The organism is Nocardiopsis aegyptia, from assembly GCF_013410755.1.
Lineage (GTDB): Bacteria > Actinomycetota > Actinomycetes > Streptosporangiales > Streptosporangiaceae > Nocardiopsis > Nocardiopsis aegyptia.
In genome coordinates this window covers 4046535-4065887 of record NZ_JACCFS010000001.1, presented here as the reverse complement: position 1 = coordinate 4065887, position 19353 = coordinate 4046535, and the positions used below count along the sequence as shown (strand labels likewise).

3 protein-coding genes are annotated in these 19353 nt (G+C 71.5%); all 3 read right to left on the bottom strand.

The annotated features are described in order from the left end of the window. Positions 1-29 precede the first annotated feature (29 nt). From HNR10_RS18230 to HNR10_RS18215, 3 genes are read right to left on the bottom strand one after another with little or no spacing between them, the layout of a single operon-like run. Positions 30-5414, bottom strand: coding sequence for a type I polyketide synthase (locus HNR10_RS18230; protein WP_218897838.1), 5385 nt, complete (start codon positions 5412-5414; stop codon positions 30-32). 45 nt (positions 5415-5459) lie between these two features. After that, complete coding sequence (locus tag HNR10_RS18220; protein ID WP_179825138.1) at positions 5460-11015, bottom strand: type I polyketide synthase; 5556 nt, start codon at positions 11013-11015, stop codon at positions 5460-5462. A gap of 48 nt (positions 11016-11063) precedes the next feature. Then, complete coding sequence (locus tag HNR10_RS18215; protein ID WP_218897837.1) at positions 11064-19232, bottom strand: type I polyketide synthase; 8169 nt, start codon at positions 19230-19232, stop codon at positions 11064-11066. Positions 19233-19353: the final 121 nt, after the last annotated feature.

Sequence of the window (19353 nt, the reverse complement as noted above, 5' to 3'; positions counted from 1 at the left end):
GAGTCCGAAAGGTGGTGCGGTCGGTACCGTCAGTCCGCGGAGCGGCCGAGTTCGGTGTCGATGAAGTCGAAGATCTCCTCGACCGAGGCGGAGGAGATCTCCTGGGAGGACTCCTCCTCCTGGTCGCCGGTGCCGAGCCGGGTCAGCATGGTCCGCAGTCGGCGGCGAACCGCCTGGCGTTCGTGCTCGGTCGGCGGATCGGACACCAGCAGGGTGTCCACGCGCTCCAGCCGTTCCATCACCGAACCGGTCTCGGCCGTCTCCTGCGGTGCGAGCCGCTTGACGAGGTAGGCCGCGAAGGAGGCCGGCGTGGGGTAGTCGAAGACGAGGGTCGCCGGAAGCGAGAGCCCGGTGACGGAGTCGACCCGCGTCCTGAGTTCGAGGGCGGTCAGGGAGTCGAAGCCCAGTTCGTGGAACTCCTGGTCCTCGGGCACGCTCTGCGGCCCGTTCCGGCCGAGGACTCCGGCGATCTCCGTCCTGATGAGGTCGAGAAGCTCCTGGCGCCGCTCGTCCTCGGTCATCTCCGACAGGCGCTCACCGAGCGTCCGGACCTGCGGGGACTCACCCCGGACGATCCTGCGGCGCACGGTCGCGGCCAGGTTCCCCAGGAGCGGCGGCGTCCCCTCGTCGTCGGCCGCGGACCGGTTGACCCTGACGACGGCCAGGACGGCGTCGTCCCGGCAGAGCGCGGCGTCGAGGGGGCCGGTGCTCTCCTCACGGGTGAGCGGGTCGGGCCATCCGTGCCGTGGAGCGGAGGTGCCCGATCGCTGGGCGTCCTCGTCCGAGGCCCAGGGCCCCCAGGCCAGGGAGGTCGCGGGCAACCCCTCCGCCCGACGACGCACCGCCAACGCGTCCAGAAACGCATTACCCGCCGCATAGTTCGCCTGACCCGCGTTCCCCAACACACCCGCCAACGACGAATACAGAACGAACGCCGACAGATCCAGACCCCGCGTCAACTCATGCAGATTCCACGCCGCATCCACCTTCGGCGCCAACACACGCTCGAACTGCTCCCACGACAACGCCGACAACGTCCCGTCATCGACCACACCAGCCGTATGCACCACCGCCGACACCGGACGATCACCCGGCACCGCCCCCAACACCGCGGCCAACGCACCACGATCAGCCACATCACACGCCACCAACTCCGGCTCCGCCCCCAGAGCCGACAACTGCGCACACAACTCACCAGCACCCGGCGCATCCCACCCACGCCGACTCAACAACAACACATGCCGCACACCGTGCTCCGCCACCACATGCCGAGCCACCACACCACCCAGCACACCCGTCGCACCCGTCACCACCACCGTCCCCCCACCAAAACCAGACCCGGAGGCGGAGTCGGTGCGCACCCGTCGGAGCCGGGGGACCACGGCACCGTCGGCACGCACGGCCGCCTCGGTCTCGCCGCTGTCGAGGAGGGCGGACACCAGGTCCAGGTCGGGCGCCGGGGTGTCGGTGTCGACGAGGAGCAGCCGGCCGGGGGACTCGGCCTGGGCCGAACGCAGCAGACCGCGCACGGAGGCCGACGCGAGGTCGGCCGCGGACTCCGTTCCGGCGGCCGGCTCGAAGCAGACGACCATCCGGGTCCCGTCCAAGGGCTCGTGCGACAGGAACTCCCGCACCAGCCCCCGGGCCCGTGCGATCTCATGGTGGACGGTCGCCACCGGGTCACCGCGGTCCTCCACCGCCCAGCGGACGAGGACGGCGTCGACGGGAGCCCCGTCCCGCGCCGCCCCGGCGACGGCCGCCAGGTCGGGGTGGTCCGCCGCTCCGGGAACCCGTCCGCCGACAGCGGCCCAGGTACGCTGCCCCGCCCGGCCGGTCCCGGTGAACGGCACCTGGTCGACACGCGCCAGCATCCCCCCGCCGGGAACGTGCCCGGGCAGGAGCCGCTCCTCCGGAACGGCCTCCCACGTGAGGGATCCGATGCCGGCGACGAGTCCGTCGTCCTCGTCGACGAGGTCGATCCGGACGGAGTCCTCGCCGACGGGAGCCGAGGTGACCCTGGCGGCGGTGGCTCCGGCCGCGTGCAGGCGGACGTCAGTCCACCGTGTGGGCACGGCGACGGTTCCGGCGGCGGTGTCCGGGGCGAAGGCGTGCACCGCCGAGTCGAGCAGGACGGGGTGGATGCCGTACCCGGCCGCGTCGGGTTCCAGGTCCTCGGTCAGTCGGATCGCGGTGGACTCGCCCTCCAACGGCGTCCATGCGCCCGTGCCGCCGCCCAGAACGCCCCGGGCGGTGAGGGTCCAGTCGGTGGAGTCGCGGGACTCGGCCCGCGAGTGCACCGTCACCGCACGCGAACCCGCCTCATCGGCCTCGCCCACGCGCACCTGCACCAGCACACCGCCCCGCTCGGGCAGCACCAACGGCTCCGTGACGGTCAACTCCTCCAGGACCGAAGCCCCGAACTCGTCCCCCGCGCGCACCACCGACTCCACCAGCACCGCACCGGGCACCACCACACGCCCCGACACCCGGTAATCCGCCAACCACGGATGCGTGCGCAGCGACAACCGGCCGGTGAACAGCACCTCACCACCGCCGGCGACCTCCACCCCCGCCCCCAGCAACGGATGACCCGTCGCACTCAGACCCAACGCGGCCGTGTCCGCCTGCCGGTGGCGTTCCCCCAACCAGAACCGCCGACGCTCGAACGCATACGTCGGCAAATCCACCCGAGACCCACCCACGAACACCCGAGCCCAATCCACCCCCACACCACGGACGAAGAACTCACCCAGCGCCCCGGCGACCGAGGCCGCCTCCGCACGCCCCCGCCGCAGCAATGGCACCAACGACCCCGCACCATCCCCGACCAGGCACCCCGGCACCAGCGCCGACAGCACACCGTCCGGACCCAGCTCCACGAAGTCGGTGACCCCCTGCGACTCCAGGAACCGCACCCCGTCCATGAACCGCACCGCACCGCGCACATGCTCGGCCCAGTAGTCCGGAGAGGACAACTGCTCCCGGGTCGCCTCCACACCGGTCACGTTCGACACGACAGGGACGGTCGGAGCACCGAACTCGAGTCCGGCGACGATGGTGCGGAACTCCGACAACACACCGTCCATATGCGCCGAATGGAACGCATGACTCACCACCAACCGCTTCACACGACGCCCACGACCACGCCACAGCTCCCCCACCTCCCCCACCGCATCCGCATCACCCGAGACCACCACCGACTCCGGACCGTTCACACCCGCCACCGACACCGAAGCCCCGCGCCCCTCCAACGACGCCACCACCTCGGCCTCACCCGCCTGCAGAGCCACCATCGCCCCACCACCACGAGCCGCCTGCATCAACCGCCCACGCGCCACCACCAACGCCACCGCGTTCGGCAGATCCAACACACCCGACACATGCGCCGCCACCACCTCACCCACCGAATGACCCAGCAGGAAATCAGGCCGCACACCCCACGACTCCACCAACCGGAACAGCGCCACCTCCACCGCGAACAACGCGCACTGGGTGAACACCGTCTGATCCAACAACCCCGCCGCCTCGGACCCCTCCTCGGCGAACAACACCTCCCTCAACGGACGATCCAACAACCCGTCCATCCGCGCACACACCTCGTCCAACGCCCGCGCGAACACCGGAACCGACCCGTACAACTCACGGCCCATCCCCAACCGCTGCGAACCCTGACCCGTGAACAGAAACGCCGAACGCCGCACCCGCGAACGACCACCCACCACCACATGGGGCACCTCACGGCCCTGACCCAACGCCTCCAACCCCGCCAACAACTCACCACGGTCACCACCCCACACCGCGGCCCGAAACTCCAACCCCGCCCGATGCACAGCCAACGACACACCCACATCGGAAGGGGACAGATCGGCACGCGCCCGCACATGCGCGGCCAGCCGCTCCGCCTGGCCGCGCAACGCGCTCTCTGACCGGGCGGACACCACCCACGGCAGCTGCGGCAGCGGCTCCGCTCCGGTTCCGTCCCCCGTGAGCGTCGCGGACTCCGGCCGCTCGGCCGTCGCCGTGGACACCGGTGCCTCCTCCAGGACCGCGTGGGCGTTGGTGCCGCCGATACCGAAGGAGGACACACCCGCGCGTCGGGGGCGCTCCCCGCGCAGCCAGGGACGGGCGCGGTCCAGCAGTCGCGCCCGGCCCGCGTCCCAGTCCACGAACGGGGTGGGCTCCTCCGCGTGCAGGCTCCGCGGCATCAGCTCATGGCGCATCGCCTGCACCATCTTGATCACGCCGCCCACACCCGCGGCCGCCACACTGTGGCCGATGTTCGACTTCAGGGAACCGAGGTAGAGCGGGCGATCCTCGGGGCGGCCCTGCCCGTAGGTCGCCAACAGCGCCTGCGCCTCGATCGGATCGCCCAACCGAGTCCCGGTCCCGTGCGCCTCCACCACGTCCACATCCGCCGCCGACAACCCCGCGTTGCCCAGCGCCTCACGGATCACCCGCTCCTGGGAGGGGCCGTTGGGAGCGGTGAGCCCGTTCGACGCCCCGTCCTGGTTCACCGCGCTGCCCCGGACCAGCGCCAGCACCCGGTGCCCCAGACGACGCGCGTCCGACAGACGCTCCACCAGCAGCAGACCGACGCCCTCGGACCACACGGTGCCGTCCGCGCCGGCCGAGAACGGACGGCACCGCCCGTCCACCGACAACGCGCGCTGACGACAGAACTCCACGAACGACAACGGAGTGGACATGACGGTCGCGCCGCCGGCCAGCGCCAGATCGCACTCGCCCTGGCGCAGCGCGTTCACCGCCATGTGCAACGTCACCAACGACGACGAACACGCCGTGTCCACCGCCACCGCCGGACCCTCGAACCCGAACGTGTACGCCACCCGGCCGACCGCGATGGCGCTGGAACCGCCGTTGCCGAAGTACCCCTCCACCTCGGCGGGGAGATCGGCGAAACTCAGCGCTCCGTAACCCTGGAACCCGACTCCGGCGTAGACGCCGGTTCGCGACCCCCGCAACGACGGAGCCGGAATACCCGCGTCCTCCAACGCCTCCCACACCGTCTCCAACAACAACCGCTGCTGCGGATCAGCCGCCAACGCCTCACGCGGCGACATCCCGAAGAACTCCGGATCGAACCGATCCGCGTCATACAGGAACCCGCCCCGATCCACATACGACTTCCCCAACGCATCAGGATCAGGATCGAACAACCCCTCCAGATCCCAACCCCGGTTCTCCGGAAACGGCCCCACCGCCTCCCGCTCACCCTCCACCAACCGCCACAGACCATCCGGCCCCTCGACACCACCAGGGAACCGACACGCCATCCCCACCACAGCGATCGGCTCCCGAGCCGAACCCTCCACCTCACTCAACCGCCGACGCGCCTCCCGCGCATCCGCCACAGCCTTCCGCAGGTACTCGCGCAGTTCCTTCTCATCAGCCACGTGCTTCCACCTTCTCGACAGACAAGCGTGTGAGGTCGGTCCGGACTACTCGGTGCCGTCGATGAACGCGAACAGTTCCTCGTCGCTGGCGGACTCGATGTCCTCGTCGGCCGTGTCGTCCCGGAGCGCGGAGAGCATGTGGTTGAGCTGCTCGGTGATCCGGCGGCGGACATCGGTGTCGATGCCGTCCGCGTCCAGCGCGTCGATCCGGTCCTTGAGCCGCCCGAGGTCGTCGAGGAACGGGTCGGCCGGAGCCGCCGCCTCGTCCACCACGATCCGGTCGAGCAGATACGCGGCGAGTGCCCGGACGGAGGGGTGGTCGAAGACGACGGTGGCCGGCAGCCGCAGACCGGTCTCACCGTTGATCCGGTTGCGCAGCTCCACCGCGCTCAACGAATCGAAACCCAACTCCTGGAACGCCCGGTCTGGATCCACCTCCGTGTGGTCGGCGAAGCCGAGCACCCCGGCCACGTAGGCCTGCACCAGGTCGGTGAGCGCGCGTTCCCTGTCCTGCGGGGCGAGCCCGGCCAGGCGCTGGGAGAGCGTCGGCCCGTTCCCGGCCGAGTCCTGGCGGACGGGTCGGCGGACCAGTCCGCGCAGGAGCAGCGGCGGATCCGTCTTCCGGTTGCGCAGCGCGCCCGTGTCGAGGCGGGTGACCGCCAGCACGGCGTGTTCCGTGCCGAGGGCCGTGTCGAACAGGGCCAACGCGTCGTCCGTGGCGAGCGGGAGGAGCCCGCTCCGTGACAGCCGGCTCCGGTCGACCTCGCTCAGGTCACCGGTGATGGCGCTGCTCTCCTCCCACAGCCCCCAGGCCAGGGAGGTCGCGGGCAACCCCTCCGCCCGACGACGCACCGCCAACGCGTCCAGGAACGCATTACCCGCCGCATAGTTCGCCTGCCCCGCGTTCCCCAACACACCCGCCAACGACGAATACAGAACGAACGCCGACAGATCCAGACCCCGCGTCAACTCATGCAGATTCCACGCCGCATCCACCTTCGGCGCCAACACACGCTCGAACTGCTCCCACGACAACGCCGACAACGTCCCGTCATCGACCACACCAGCCGTATGCACCACCGCCGACACCGGACGATCACCCGGCACCGCCCCCAACACCGCGGCCAACGCACCACGATCAGCCACATCACACGCCACCAACTCCGGCTCCGCCCCCAGAGCCGACAACTGCGCACACAACTCACCAGCACCCGGCGCATCCCACCCACGCCGACTCAACAACAACACATGCCGCACACCGTGCTCCGCCACCACATGCCGAGCCACCACACCACCCAGCACACCCGTCGCACCCGTCACCACCACCGTCCCCCCACCAAAACCAGACCCGGTGGGGAGGGCGTTCTCGTCCTCTCCGGTGGTCCGTGCCAGTCGCGGGACGAGCGCCCTGTCGCCGCGGATCGCGACCTGCGGCTCCTCGGTGGCCAGCACCGACGCGACCAGTTCGGCGTCAGCGCCCTCCGGGTCCACATCGACCAGGACGATGCGGTCCGGGTTCTCGCTCTGCGCGGAGCGCACCAGCCCCCAGGCGCCCGCGCCCGCGAGATCCGCCGGCCCTCCGTCCTCGATCGCGACCGCGCCCTCGGTCAGGACCACGAGGCGGGTCTCGGTGAAACGGTCGTCCGCCAGCCACGCGGTGAGTCCGGCGTGGAGGTCGGCCAGGGTGGCGCGCACCGCCCGGGGCAGGTCCGCTCCCTCCGCGGGGCGGGCGGGCACCGGCAGCAGGACCGTGGACGGTGGCGCGTCCTCGCCCATCGCCTCCTGGAGGGACGCCAGGTCCGGATAGGAGGGGATCCGTTCCGCCAGAGCCGACGGGAGGGCGCCGGGGACCGGACCGGCCAGGGCCCACGTCCCGTCCTCTCCGGTGCCCGGCTCGACGGCGAGGGACGTCCAGTCCACCCGGAAGAGCGCGTCCCGCAGGGCACCCGCGCGTGTGGACAGGGCCTCCTTGCTCACGGTCCGCAACGCCAGCGAACCCACCTCGAACACGGGGGAACCGGTCGAGTCGGTCGCCGTCAGGGACACCTCCGGGGAGTCCCCACCGGTCTTGCGCGTCTCCAGGCGGACGCGGAGGGAGGAGGCCCCGGGTGAGTACACCCGGATCCCGGACCAGGAGAACGGCAGTCGGGTGTCGTCGTCCCCCTCGGTGACCACGCCCGGGAGCATCGGGTGCAGCGCCGCGTCCAGGAGGGCCGGGTTCACGACGTACTTCCCGGCGGTCACTCCGGTCTCCTCCGAGAGCCGCACCTCCGCCAGCACGGCTCCGTCGGCGGCCTGCCATACCCGGTGCAGACCCTGGAAGGCCGTGCCGTAGGCGTATCCGCGCTCCGCGAGGCGGTCGTAGGCTCCGGCGAGATCGATCTCCGCGGCGCCCTCGGGTGGCCACGCGCCGAGTGAGCCGATCGCCTCCGATTCGGGGCCGGTGTCGGTGACCGTCCCGGTGGCGTTCACCTCCCAGGGAACGTCGTCGGCTCCGCTGTCGGCCCGCGAGTGCACCGTCACCGTGCGGGAACCCCGGTCGTCGGCCTCGCCCACGCGCACCTGCACCAGCACACCGCCCCGCTCGGGCAGCACCAACGGCGCGGCCATGGTGAGCTCCTCGACGTGGGGGCAGTCCACCTCCCGGCCCGCCGTCAACACCATGTCCAGCAGGCCGGTGCCCGGGACGAGCACCGATCCCCAGATGGCGTGGTCCGCGAGCCATGGGTGCGTGCGCAGCGACAACCGGCCGGTGAACAACACCTCACCACCGCCGGCGACCTCCACCCCCGCACCCAACAGCGGATGGCCCGTCGCACTCAGGCCGAGGGCCGAAGCGTCCCCGCCCGTCCCCTCGGGCACCAGCCAGAACGAGGACCGCTGGAACGCGTAGGAGGGCAGGTCGACCCGGGAGCCGCCCGCGAACACCCGAGCCCAGTCCACCTCCACGCCACGGACGAAGAACTCACCCAGCGCCCCGGCGACCGAGGCCGCCTCCGAACGCCCCCGCCGCAGCAACGGCACCAACGACCCCGCGCCATCCCCGACCAGGCACCCCGGCACCAGCGCCGACAGCACACCGTCCGGACCCAGCTCCACGAAGTCGGTGACCCCCTGCGACTCCAGAAACCGCACCCCGTCCATGAACCGCACCGCACCGCGCACATGCTCGGCCCAGTAGTCCGCGGAACGCAGTTGGGCCTCCGTGGCCGCGACCCCCGTGACGTTGGAGACCACCGGAATGCTCGCGGTGCCGAATTCCAGTCCGGCGACGATGGTGCGGAACTCCGACAACACACCGTCCATATGCGCCGAATGGAACGCATGACTCACCACCAACCGCTTCACACGACGCCCACGACCACGCCACAGCTCCCCCACCTCCCCCACCGCATCCGCATCACCCGAGACCACCACCGACTCCGGACCGTTCACACCCGCCACCGACACCGAAGCCCCGCGCCCCTCCAACGACGCCACCACCTCGGCCTCACCCGCCTGCAGAGCCACCATCGCCCCACCACCACGAGCCGCCTGCATCAACCGCCCACGCGCCACCACCAACGCCACCGCGTTCGGCAGATCCAACACACCCGACACATGCGCCGCCACCACCTCACCCACCGAATGACCCAGCAGGAAATCAGGCCGCACACCCCACGACTCCACCAACCGGAACAGCGCCACCTCCACCGCGAACAACGCGCACTGGGTGAACACCGTCTGATCCAACAACCCCGCCGCCTCGGACCCCTCCTCGGCGAACAACACCTCCCTCAACGGACGATCCAACAACCCGTCCATCCGCGCACACACCTCGTCCAACGCCCGCGCGAACACCGGAACCGACCCGTACAACTCACGGCCCATCCCCAACCGCTGCGAACCCTGACCCGTGAACAGAAACGCCGAACGCCGCACCCGCGAACGACCACCCACCACCACATGGGGCACCTCACGGCCCTGACCCAACGCCTCCAACCCCGCCAACAACTCACCACGGTCACCACCCCACACCGCGGCCCGAAACTCCAACCCCGCCCGATGCACAGCCAACGACACACCCACGTCCGAGGAGGCGAGTCCGGGGTGGTCGACCATGTGTTCCCGCAGCTTCTGGGCCTGTCCCCGCAGGGCCTGCGGTGACCGTGCCGAGAGCACCCACGGCACGGCGGGGAGGTCGACGGCGTCCTCCGGCCGGACGGCCTCCTCCTCCACGGGGGCCTCCTCCACGATCACGTGGGCGTTGGTGCCGCCGATGCCGAAGGAGGACACACCCGCGCGTCGGGGGCGCTCCCCGCGCAGCCAGGGACGGGCCCGGTCCAGCAACTCGACCCGCCCGGAGTCCCACTCCACGAACGGGGAGGGCTCCTCCGCGTGCAGGCTCCGCGGCATCAGCTCATGGCGCATCGCCTGCACCATCTTGATCACGCCTCCGGCGCCCGCCGTGACCTGTGTGTGGCCGATGTTCGACTTCAGGGAACCGAGGTAGAGCGGGCGATCCTCGGGGCGGTCCTGCCCGTAGGTCGCCAACAGCGCCTGCGCCTCGATCGGGTCACCCAACCGGGTCCCGGTCCCGTGCGCCTCCACCACATCCACATCCGCCGCCGACAACCCCGCGTTCTCCAACGCCTCGCGGATCACCCGCTCCTGAGCGGGTCCGTTCGGCGCCTTCAACCCGTTGGAAGCACCGTCCTGGTTCACCGCGGTGCCCCGGACCAGCGCCAGCACCCGGTGCCCCAGACGACGCGCGTCCGACAGACGCTCCACGACCAGAAGGCCCACACCCTCGGACCAGGCGGTGCCGTCCGCGCCGGCCGAGAACGGACGGCACCGCCCGTCCACCGACAGCGCACGCTGACGACAGAACTCCACGAACGACAACGGAGTCGGCATGATGGTCACACCGCCGGCCAGCGCCAGATCGCACTCGCCCTGGCGCAGCGCGTTCACCGCCATGTGCAACGTCACCAACGACGACGAACACGCCGTGTCCACCGCCACCGCCGGACCCTCGAACCCGAACGTGTACGCCACCCGGCCCGAGGCCACACTGCCCATGCTGTTGCTGTAGAGGAAACCCTCGATCCCCTCCGTGGACAGTCCGTGCCGGATTCCGTACTCGTGGTACATCTGACCGGCGTAGACGCCGGTTCGCGACCCCCGCAACGACGGAGCCGGAATACCCGCGTCCTCCAACGCCTCCCACACCGTCTCCAACAACAACCGCTGCTGCGGATCAGCCGCCAACGCCTCACGCGGCGACATCCCGAAGAACTCCGGATCGAACCGATCCGCGTCATACAGGAACCCGCCCCGATCCACATACGACTTCCCCAACGCATCAGGATCAGGATCGAACAACCCCTCCAGATCCCAACCCCGGTTCTCCGGAAACGGCCCCACCGCCTCCCGCTCACCCTCCACCAACCGCCACAGACCATCCGGCCCCTCGACACCACCAGGGAACCGACACGCCATCCCCACCACAGCGATCGGCTCCCGAGCCGAACCCTCCACCTCACTCAACCGCCGACGCGCCTCCCGCGCATCCGCCACAGCCTTCCGCAGGTACTCGCGCAGTTCCTTCTCATCAGCCACGTGCTTCCACCTTTGTCAGAGTCGGGGTCGACGGGTCCGGGGCACCCGTCAGTCGATGCCGTCGATGAACGCGAACAGCTCGCCGTCGCTCGCGTCGTCGAGATCGCTGTCGTCGGTGCCGCGGGGCTCCGCGGTACCGGTTCCGGCACCGACGGCGCCCAGGAGCCGATGGAGCCGTTCGGTGATCCTCTGCCGGACGTCGGGGTCGGACACCGCTTCGAGGGCGTCGAGCCGGTCCCGGAACCGGTCGAGGTCCTCCAGCAGGGGTTCGACCGGGGCCGCCGCCTCGGCGGCGGCGGTGCGCTCCACGACGTGGGCGGCCAGCGCACGGACGGAGGGGTGGTCGAAGACCACGGTGGCCGGCAGCCGCAGACCGGTCTCACCGTTGATCCGGTTGCGCAGCTCCACCGCGCTCAACGAATCGAAACCCAACTCCTGGAACGCCCGGTCCGGATCCACCTCCGTGTGGTCGGCGTGGCCCAGGGCCTGTGCGGTGTACGACCGGACCAGGTCCAGCGCGGCCTCCGTCCGGCCCGCGTCGTCGAGGGCGGCCAGCCGGCGGCCCCAGGAGGGGGCCTCGGCCCGTTCCGCGCTCACCCTGGCCACGTCCCGGGGCCGAGCGCGCACCAGTTCGCGCAGCACCGCGGGGACGTCGTGCCCGTCCGCCCGCGGCCCGGAACCGTGGAGGGCGACGGGAACGTGCAGGGGCCGCGGATCGTGCAGGGACGCGTCGAACAGGTCCAGCCCCTGCCGCGGCGTCATCGGAACGATGCCCGTGCGCGACCGCCACCGGTCCAGGTCGGTCTGGTCCAGGGTTCCGGCCAAGCCCAGTGTGGCGTCCCACAGTCCCCAGGCCAGGGAGGTCGCGGACAGCCCCTCGGCCTGCCGGCGCGCGGCCAGCGCGTCCAGGAACGTGTTGCCCGCCGCGTAGTTGGCCTGTCCGGGGGTGCCCGTGATGCCGGAGACCGAGGAGAAGAGGACGAACGCGGACAGGTCCAGGTCCCGTGTCGACTCGTGCAGGTTCCACGCCGCGTCGACCTTGGGCCGGAGGACGGGGAGCGTCCGCTCCGGGCCGAGGGACTCCACCGCCCCGTCGTCCAGGACCGCGGCGGCGTGCACGACCGCGGTGAGCGGATGGTCGGACGGGACGGAATCCACCAGCCGGGCCAGGGCCGCGCGGTCGGAGGCGTCCACGGCGGCGACGGTCGCCCGGGCGCCCGATGCGGCCAGTCGGGCCACGAGGTCGCCGACGCCCGGGGTCCGGTCCCCTCGGCGGCTGCACAGCACCAGGTGTCGGACGCCGTGCTCCTCCACCAGGTGTCGCGCGACCAGACCGCCGAGCCCGCTGGTCCCGCCCGTGATGAGGACGGTCCCCTCCGGGTCCAGCGGACGCCGCGGCCGCACCGCGGCGGCACCGGACCTGACCAGCCTGGGCACGTGGAGCGCACCGCCGCGCACCGCGACCTGCGGTTCGCCGGTGGCGGCCGCCGCCAGGACCAGCGACTCCGTGTCCCCTCGGCCGTCCGTGTCGATCAGCACGAACCTGTCGGGGTGCTCGTTCTGTGCCACGCGGACGGCTCCCCACACCGCCGAGCGGGCCAGGTCCGCCACACCCTCTCCGTCGAGGACGGCGACGGCGCCGCTGGTGACCAGAGCGAGCCGGGAGCGGGCGAACCGGTCGTCCGCCGACCAGCGGCGGAGCAGGGCGAGAACCTCGACGACGGCGTCGTGGGCGGCGGTGGGCACGTCGGCGTCGTCCGCCGGCAATCGGACGAGGACCGTCTCGGACCCGCCGACCGTGTCGGGGTCGCGGCCGTCCCACCACTCGGTGCGCCCGACCGCCGGCTCGGGAGCCGCGACGGCGGGCCACTCGATCCCGAGCAGGGAGCCGGGCACGCCGTCGGCGTCGGCGAGCCGCTCCTTGGACACCGAGCGCAGGGAGAGCGACTCGATCTCGGCCACCGGTCGGCCGGCGGGGTCGGTCAGCGTCACTCGGTGCCCGTCCTCGCCCACCGGGCCGATCCGGACGCGCAGGGCGCCGGCCCCGGCCGCGTACAGGGCCGCGCCCCGGATCTCGAAGGGGAGGAGCAGTCGGCCGTCGGAGAGGTCGGCGGAGAACAACAGGGGGTGCAGGGCCGCGTCGAGGAGGGCCGGGTGCAGGTCGAACGCGTGCGCGGCGCCCGTGTGGTCCTCGGGGAGGGCGACCTCGGCGCACAGGTCCTCGCCCGCGCGCCACAGCGCGGTCACGCCGCGGAACGACTCCCCGTACTGGTAGCCCGCCTCGGCGAGCCGGTCGTAGGCGCCCTCCAGCGGGACGGGAACGGCCTCGCTCGGCGGCCACTGGACGTCCGGCTCGACCGGGGCCCGGCCGTCCCGGGCCAGGGAGCCCGTGGCGTTGCGGGTCCAGGGCTCGGACCCCTCGCCCTCGTCCTCGCCCACGGCCCGGGAGTGGACGGTCAGGTCCCTGCGGCCGTCGCGCTCGGCGCCCACGGTGAGCTGGACGGTGACCTCGGCCCCGGGGTCCAGGCGCAGCGGGGCCTCCAGGAACAGTTCCTCCAGGACGTCGCATCCCACGCGGTGGGCGGCGGTGAACACCAGCGACAGGAACGCGGTCGCGGGCAGCAGAACCGTGCCGTCGACCGCGTGCCCGGTCAGCCAGGGGTGGGTGTCGGCCGAGACGGTCCCGGTGAAGACCCATGCGTCCCTGTCGGCCATCTCGACCCCGGCCGCCAGCAGCGGGTTGCCGACCGTTTCGAGCCCGAGGGATCTGGCGTCACCCCCCTCGGCGGCCGGGGCGGACGTGAGCCAGTAGCGCCGGCGCTGGAAGGGGTGGGTCGGCAGGTCGGCCGGAACGGCGGCGGGCAGGAACGGGGCCAGGTCCACGTCCGCCCCGGACACGTGGCAGGCCGCGAGTCCGGCGAGCAGGGTGTCCGCGGACGCCCTGCCGTCCGGGGCCAGGGCGATCTCGGAGACGTCGCCCGGGGCGGCGGCGCGCACGATACCGGTGTCGTCGGTCCGGGACCCGATGCCGACGAGGAGGGCCGTGTCCCGGTCGGCGAGGATCTTGGCCAGGGCGTCCACGGAGCCGGCGTCGGCCCGGTGCTCCCCGGTCCAGAAGCCGGCCGTCCCCGCGTCCGCGGCCGACACCGCGCCACCCGTCCGCAACGAGACGCACGGGATCCGTGGGTCGCGGGCGCCGGAAGCGGCGGAGGCACGTCCGGTGCCGTCCTCGGCGGGGAGCTCGGCGAGGCGCACCGCGTCCGCGAGGGTGAGCAGGCCCGCGGCGTGCAGCGCGGCCGGTTCCCCCTCGTCCGAGGCGAGGACCGCGTCCGGCACGAGCCCGCTCGACTCCAGGAGGCGGAAGAGGGCGATCTGCGCGGTGAGCAGGGCCACGGGGGCGGCGGCCGGGGCGTTCCGGGCGGCGGATCGGTCCGACACCCGTGCGACCTGGGCCGCGGTCTCCTCCAGCGCTCGGGCGAAGGCGGGTACGGCGTCCGCCGCGTCGGACCACGTGCCGGGTTCCGTCGCGTCGAGGCCCGGGAAGTGCAGGACGACCGAGGCCGCCCCTGGCCCGCCCGTCCGCAGGCCGGGGTGGTCCTCCCCTTCGGCCAGTGCGAGCAGTGCGGCGCGCCTCTGTTCAGGCTCCGCGGCGGTCACCAGGGCCCGCCTGGGCAGGGTGGCCCGGGAGACCACCAGGGCGGCGGCGACGCCATCCGGGTCGGTTTCCCCCGTGGTCTCCGCCAGCCGGTGCGCCCAGGCGCGCAGTCCGTCGTCGTCCCGCGCCGACAGCACCCAGGGCGCCGAGTCCCTCAGGGCGACTCCCTGTTCGGCCGGGGCGGGGTCCGCGCCCGTGTACTCCTCGATGACGGCGTGCGCGTTGGTGCCACTGATACCGAACGACGAGACGGCCGCCCGGCGGGGCCGGCCGGTCTCGGGCCAGTCCCTTCCGTCCGCGAGGAGTTCGACCTCTCCGGACTCCCAGTCGACGTGGGGGGTGGGCGCGTCGATGTGCAGGGTCCTGGGGAGGTGTCCGTGGCGCACGGCCTGCACCATCTTGATGACTCCGCCGATGCCCGCGGCGGCCTGGGCGTGGCCGAGGTTGGACTTGAGCGAGCCGAGCAGCAGCGGGTGCCCGTCCCGGCGGTCCCGTCCGTAGGTGGCCAGGACCGCGTCCGCCTCGATCGGGTCGCCGAGCGTGGTGCCGGTTCCGTGCGCCTCCAGCGCGTCCACGTCCGCGGGGGACAGCCGCGCGTCGGCCAGGGTCTGGCGGATCACCTCCTGTTGGGCGAGCCCGTTGGGCGCTGTGAGCCCGTTGGAGGTGCCGTCCTGGTTGACCGCGCTGCCGCGGACCACCGCGAGCACGCGGTGGCCGTTGCGGCGGGCCGCGCTGAGGCGCTCCAGCAGGACGAGACCGACGCCCTCCGCCCACGCCGTGCCGTCCGCCCCGGCGGCGAAGGGCTTGCACCGCCCGTCCGGCGCCAGTCCGCGCTGTCGGGAGAACTCGACGAACATCCCCGGGTTGGGCATCACGCTCACCCCGCCCGCCAGGGCCATGGAGCACTCGTCCGAGCGCAGGGAGCGCACCGCGCTGTGCAGGGCCACCAGGGAGGAGGAGCAGGCCGTGTCGAGGGTCACGGCGGGGCCCACCAGGCCCAGCTGGTAGGCGATCCGGCCGGAGGCGACGCTGGCGGTGCCGCCGGTGAGCACGTATCCGCCGGTTCCGCCCGCGGCCTCGTGCATGCGGGGTCCGTAGTCGGACGCGGTGACACCGACGAAGACGCCGGTGCGGGTACCGGCCAGTGAGGAGGGCGACAGGCGCGCGTGTTCGACCGACTCCCAGGCGGTTTCGAGCAGCAGCCGCTGCTGGGGGTCCATGGCCAGCGCCTCGCGCGGTGAGATCCCGAAGAAGGCGGCGTCGAAGTCGCCCGCGTCGCGGAGGAAGCCGCCCCTGCGCACGTAGCTGGTGCCGTCCCCGTCGGGGTCCGGGTCGTACAGGTCGGCCCCCCAGCCCCGGTCCCCGGGGAACTCCGATGTCGCGTCCACGCCCTCCCGCAGCAGGCGCCAGAGTGCCTCGGGCGAATCCGCTCCCGGATAGCGGCAGGCCATGCCGATGATCACGATCGGGTCGTCGTCGGCGGCGGTCTCGTCGCCGTCAGCGGTGTCGGCGGTGCCGGTGGTGCCGGCGAGCGGTCGCGCTCGCTCCTCGGGCCGGATCCCCGCCAGTTCCTGTTCCAGGTGCTCGACCAGTGCCTCAGCGGTGGGGCGGGTGTACAGGAGGGTCGCGGGCAGGCCGAGTCCGGTGGCGCGGCTGAGCTGGTTGCGCACCTCGACGGAGGCGGTCGAGTCGAATCCGAGCTCCTTGAAGGGCCGGTTCATCTCGCCGGCGCCGAACGAGGGCCGCTCCAGGACGTCCGCGACGTGGGTGCGCACCAGGTGCTCCAGTTCGCGCCTGCGCTCCTGGTCGTCGGCGCGGGCCAGCCGGTTCAGCAGACCGTCGCCCGTGCCGTCCGAGGTGATGGCCTGTCGGTGGCGTTCCCCCAACCAGAACCGCCGACGCTCGAACGCATACGTCGGCAAATCCACCCGAGACCCACCCACGAACACCCGAGCCCAATCCACCCCCACACCACGAACAAACACCTCACCCAACGACAACAAAAACCGACCCCAACCCCCCTCACCACGACGCAACGACCCCACAAACCCCACATCAACACCACACACACCACCCGTCTGCTCCACCCCCACCCCCAACATCGGATGACCAGACACCTCCACAAAAACCGAAGAACCACCCCCCAACACACACCGCACCGCATCCTCGAACAACACCGGCTCCCGCAAACCCCTCACCCAATAACCAGCACCCAACTCCTCACCCTCAACAACACCACCCACCAAACCCGAAACAAAAGGAACCTCCGACGCCGAAGGAACAACCCCCTCCAACAAACCCAACAACTCACCCGACACCTCATCCACCAACGGCGAATGCGACGCATAATCCACATCCAACCGCCAACACCTCACACCACCCCCCTCACACCACCCAACAAACTCCTCCAACGCCCCCAACTCACCCGACACCACCACCGAACCAGGCCCATTCACCACCCCCACCCACAAACGACCAGACCACCCCTCCAAAAACCCCTCAACCTCACCCCGAGACGCACCCACCACCACCATCCCCCCACGCCCCGACAACCCCCGCAACACCCGAGAACGCACCGCCACCACACGCGCCGCATCCTCCAACGACAACGCCCCCGCCACACACGCCGCCGCAATCTCCCCCTGCGAATGCCCCACCACCGCAGACGGCACCACACCACACGAACGCCACAACGCAGCCAACGACACCATCACCGAAAACAACACCGGCTGCACCACATCCACCCGATCCAAACCCGGCGCACCCCCCACCCCCCGAACCACATCCTCCAAATCCCAATCCACCCACCCCGACAACGCACGACCACACTCCGCCATCCGAGCAGCGAAAACCGGCGAAGAATCCCACAACTCCACCGCCATCCCCACCCACTGATGCCCCTGACCCGGAAAAACAAAAACCACACCAGGAACACCCGACACACCCTGCGAACCCCACACCACACCCGGACCCCCACCCCCGGACACCACACCCTCCAACCCCTCCAACAACTCACCCCGACCAGAACCCACCACCACACCCCGCACCGGCATCACCGCACGCGAAGACACCAACGAAAAACCCACATCAGAAACAGAAACACCCCCACCCCCCCGCACAAACCCCGCCAACCGACCCGCCTGACCACGCAAACCACCCTCAGAACGAGCCGACACCACCCACGCCACAGCAGAGGGGTCCTGGTCGTTCGGTTCCGTGGAGGGACGGCACTCGGGCGCCTCCTCCACCACCACGTGGCAGTTGGTCCCGCCCATGCCGAAGGAGGACACGCCGGCGAGCAGGGGGCGGTCGGCGTAGGGCCAGGCGCCCGCCTCCGTCCGGACGGAGAGGTTGAGTTCGTCCAGCGGAATCCTGGGGTTGGCGGTCTCGAAGTTGAGGCTGGGCGGCAGCTCGCGGTGGTGGAGGCTCAGCAGGACCTTGATCAGTCCCGCGATGCCCGCGGCGCCCTCCAGGTGGCCGATGTTGGTCTTGACCGAGCCGACGTACAGGGGCTCGGTGGGGCTGCGGTGCCGTCCGATCGTTTCGCCGAGCGCGGCGGCCTCGACCGGGTCCCCGGTCGGGGTACCGGTGCCGTGCAGTTCGACGTACTGGACGGACTCCGGGACCACGTCGGCCCGCTCGTACGCGCGCCGGAGGACCTCGGACTGGGTGCGCTCACCGGGGACGGTCAGCCCGGCGGCGGTGGCCCCGTCGTTGTTGACCGCACTGCCGCGGATCACGCCGTAGACGCGCCGACCCTGGGCGAGGGCCTGGTCCAGGGGCTGGAGCAGGACGACACCGCCGCCCTCGCCCCGCACGAACCCGTTGGCGCGGGCGTCGAAGGTGTAGCACCGGCCATCGGGGGAGAGGGCGCCGAAGCGCTCCTCCACCAGCTCGCTCTCCGGGAGGATGTTGACGTTGATGCCGGCCGCCAGCGCCAGGGAGGACTCTCCCGTGCGCAGACTCGCGCAGGCCATGTGCACCGCCACCAGGGAGGACGCCTGGGCCGCGTCCACGGTGAGGCTCGGGCCGGTGAGGCCGAGGTGGTAGGAGACGCGGTTGGCGATCAGCCCCCGGCTGACCCCGGTCATGGTGTTCTGGGTGATGGCCTCGTCGCCGTACCGGCCGACCAGGGCCGCGTAGTCGTCCCGCAGGGAGCCGACGAACACGCCCGTGGAGGTGTCCCGGATCGTGTCGGGAACGATGCCCGCGTCCTCCAGCGCCTCCCAGGCCAGTTCCAGCACGATCCGCTGCTGGGGGTCCATGGCCACGGCCTCGCGCGGGGAGATCCCGAAGAACGCGGCGTCGAAGTCACCGACACCGTCGAGGTAGCCGGCCTGGGAGGAACCCGTCCGGGCGACACCCGCGGCGGTCGCGCGGCGGTCCGCGGGAGGCTCGTCGAGCCCGTGTCCGCCGCTGCGCAGCATCGCCCAGAAGCTCGCGGGGTCCGGAGCCTTGGGCAGCCGGCAGGAGAGACCGACGACCGCGATCGCCTCGTCCCATCCGTCCCTCTCGGTGAAAAGACCGTCCTGGCCCCGCAGACCACCAGATTCAACCGACACAACAATCCCCTCATGCCCGAAAAAGAAATCGCCTCGGGAGACGCCCGAAATGACATATCCGTCGTTCGTCGGAGCGGGCGGTCGCGCACCCGTGCCGAACGCCCAGGGCGCCCGCTCCGGT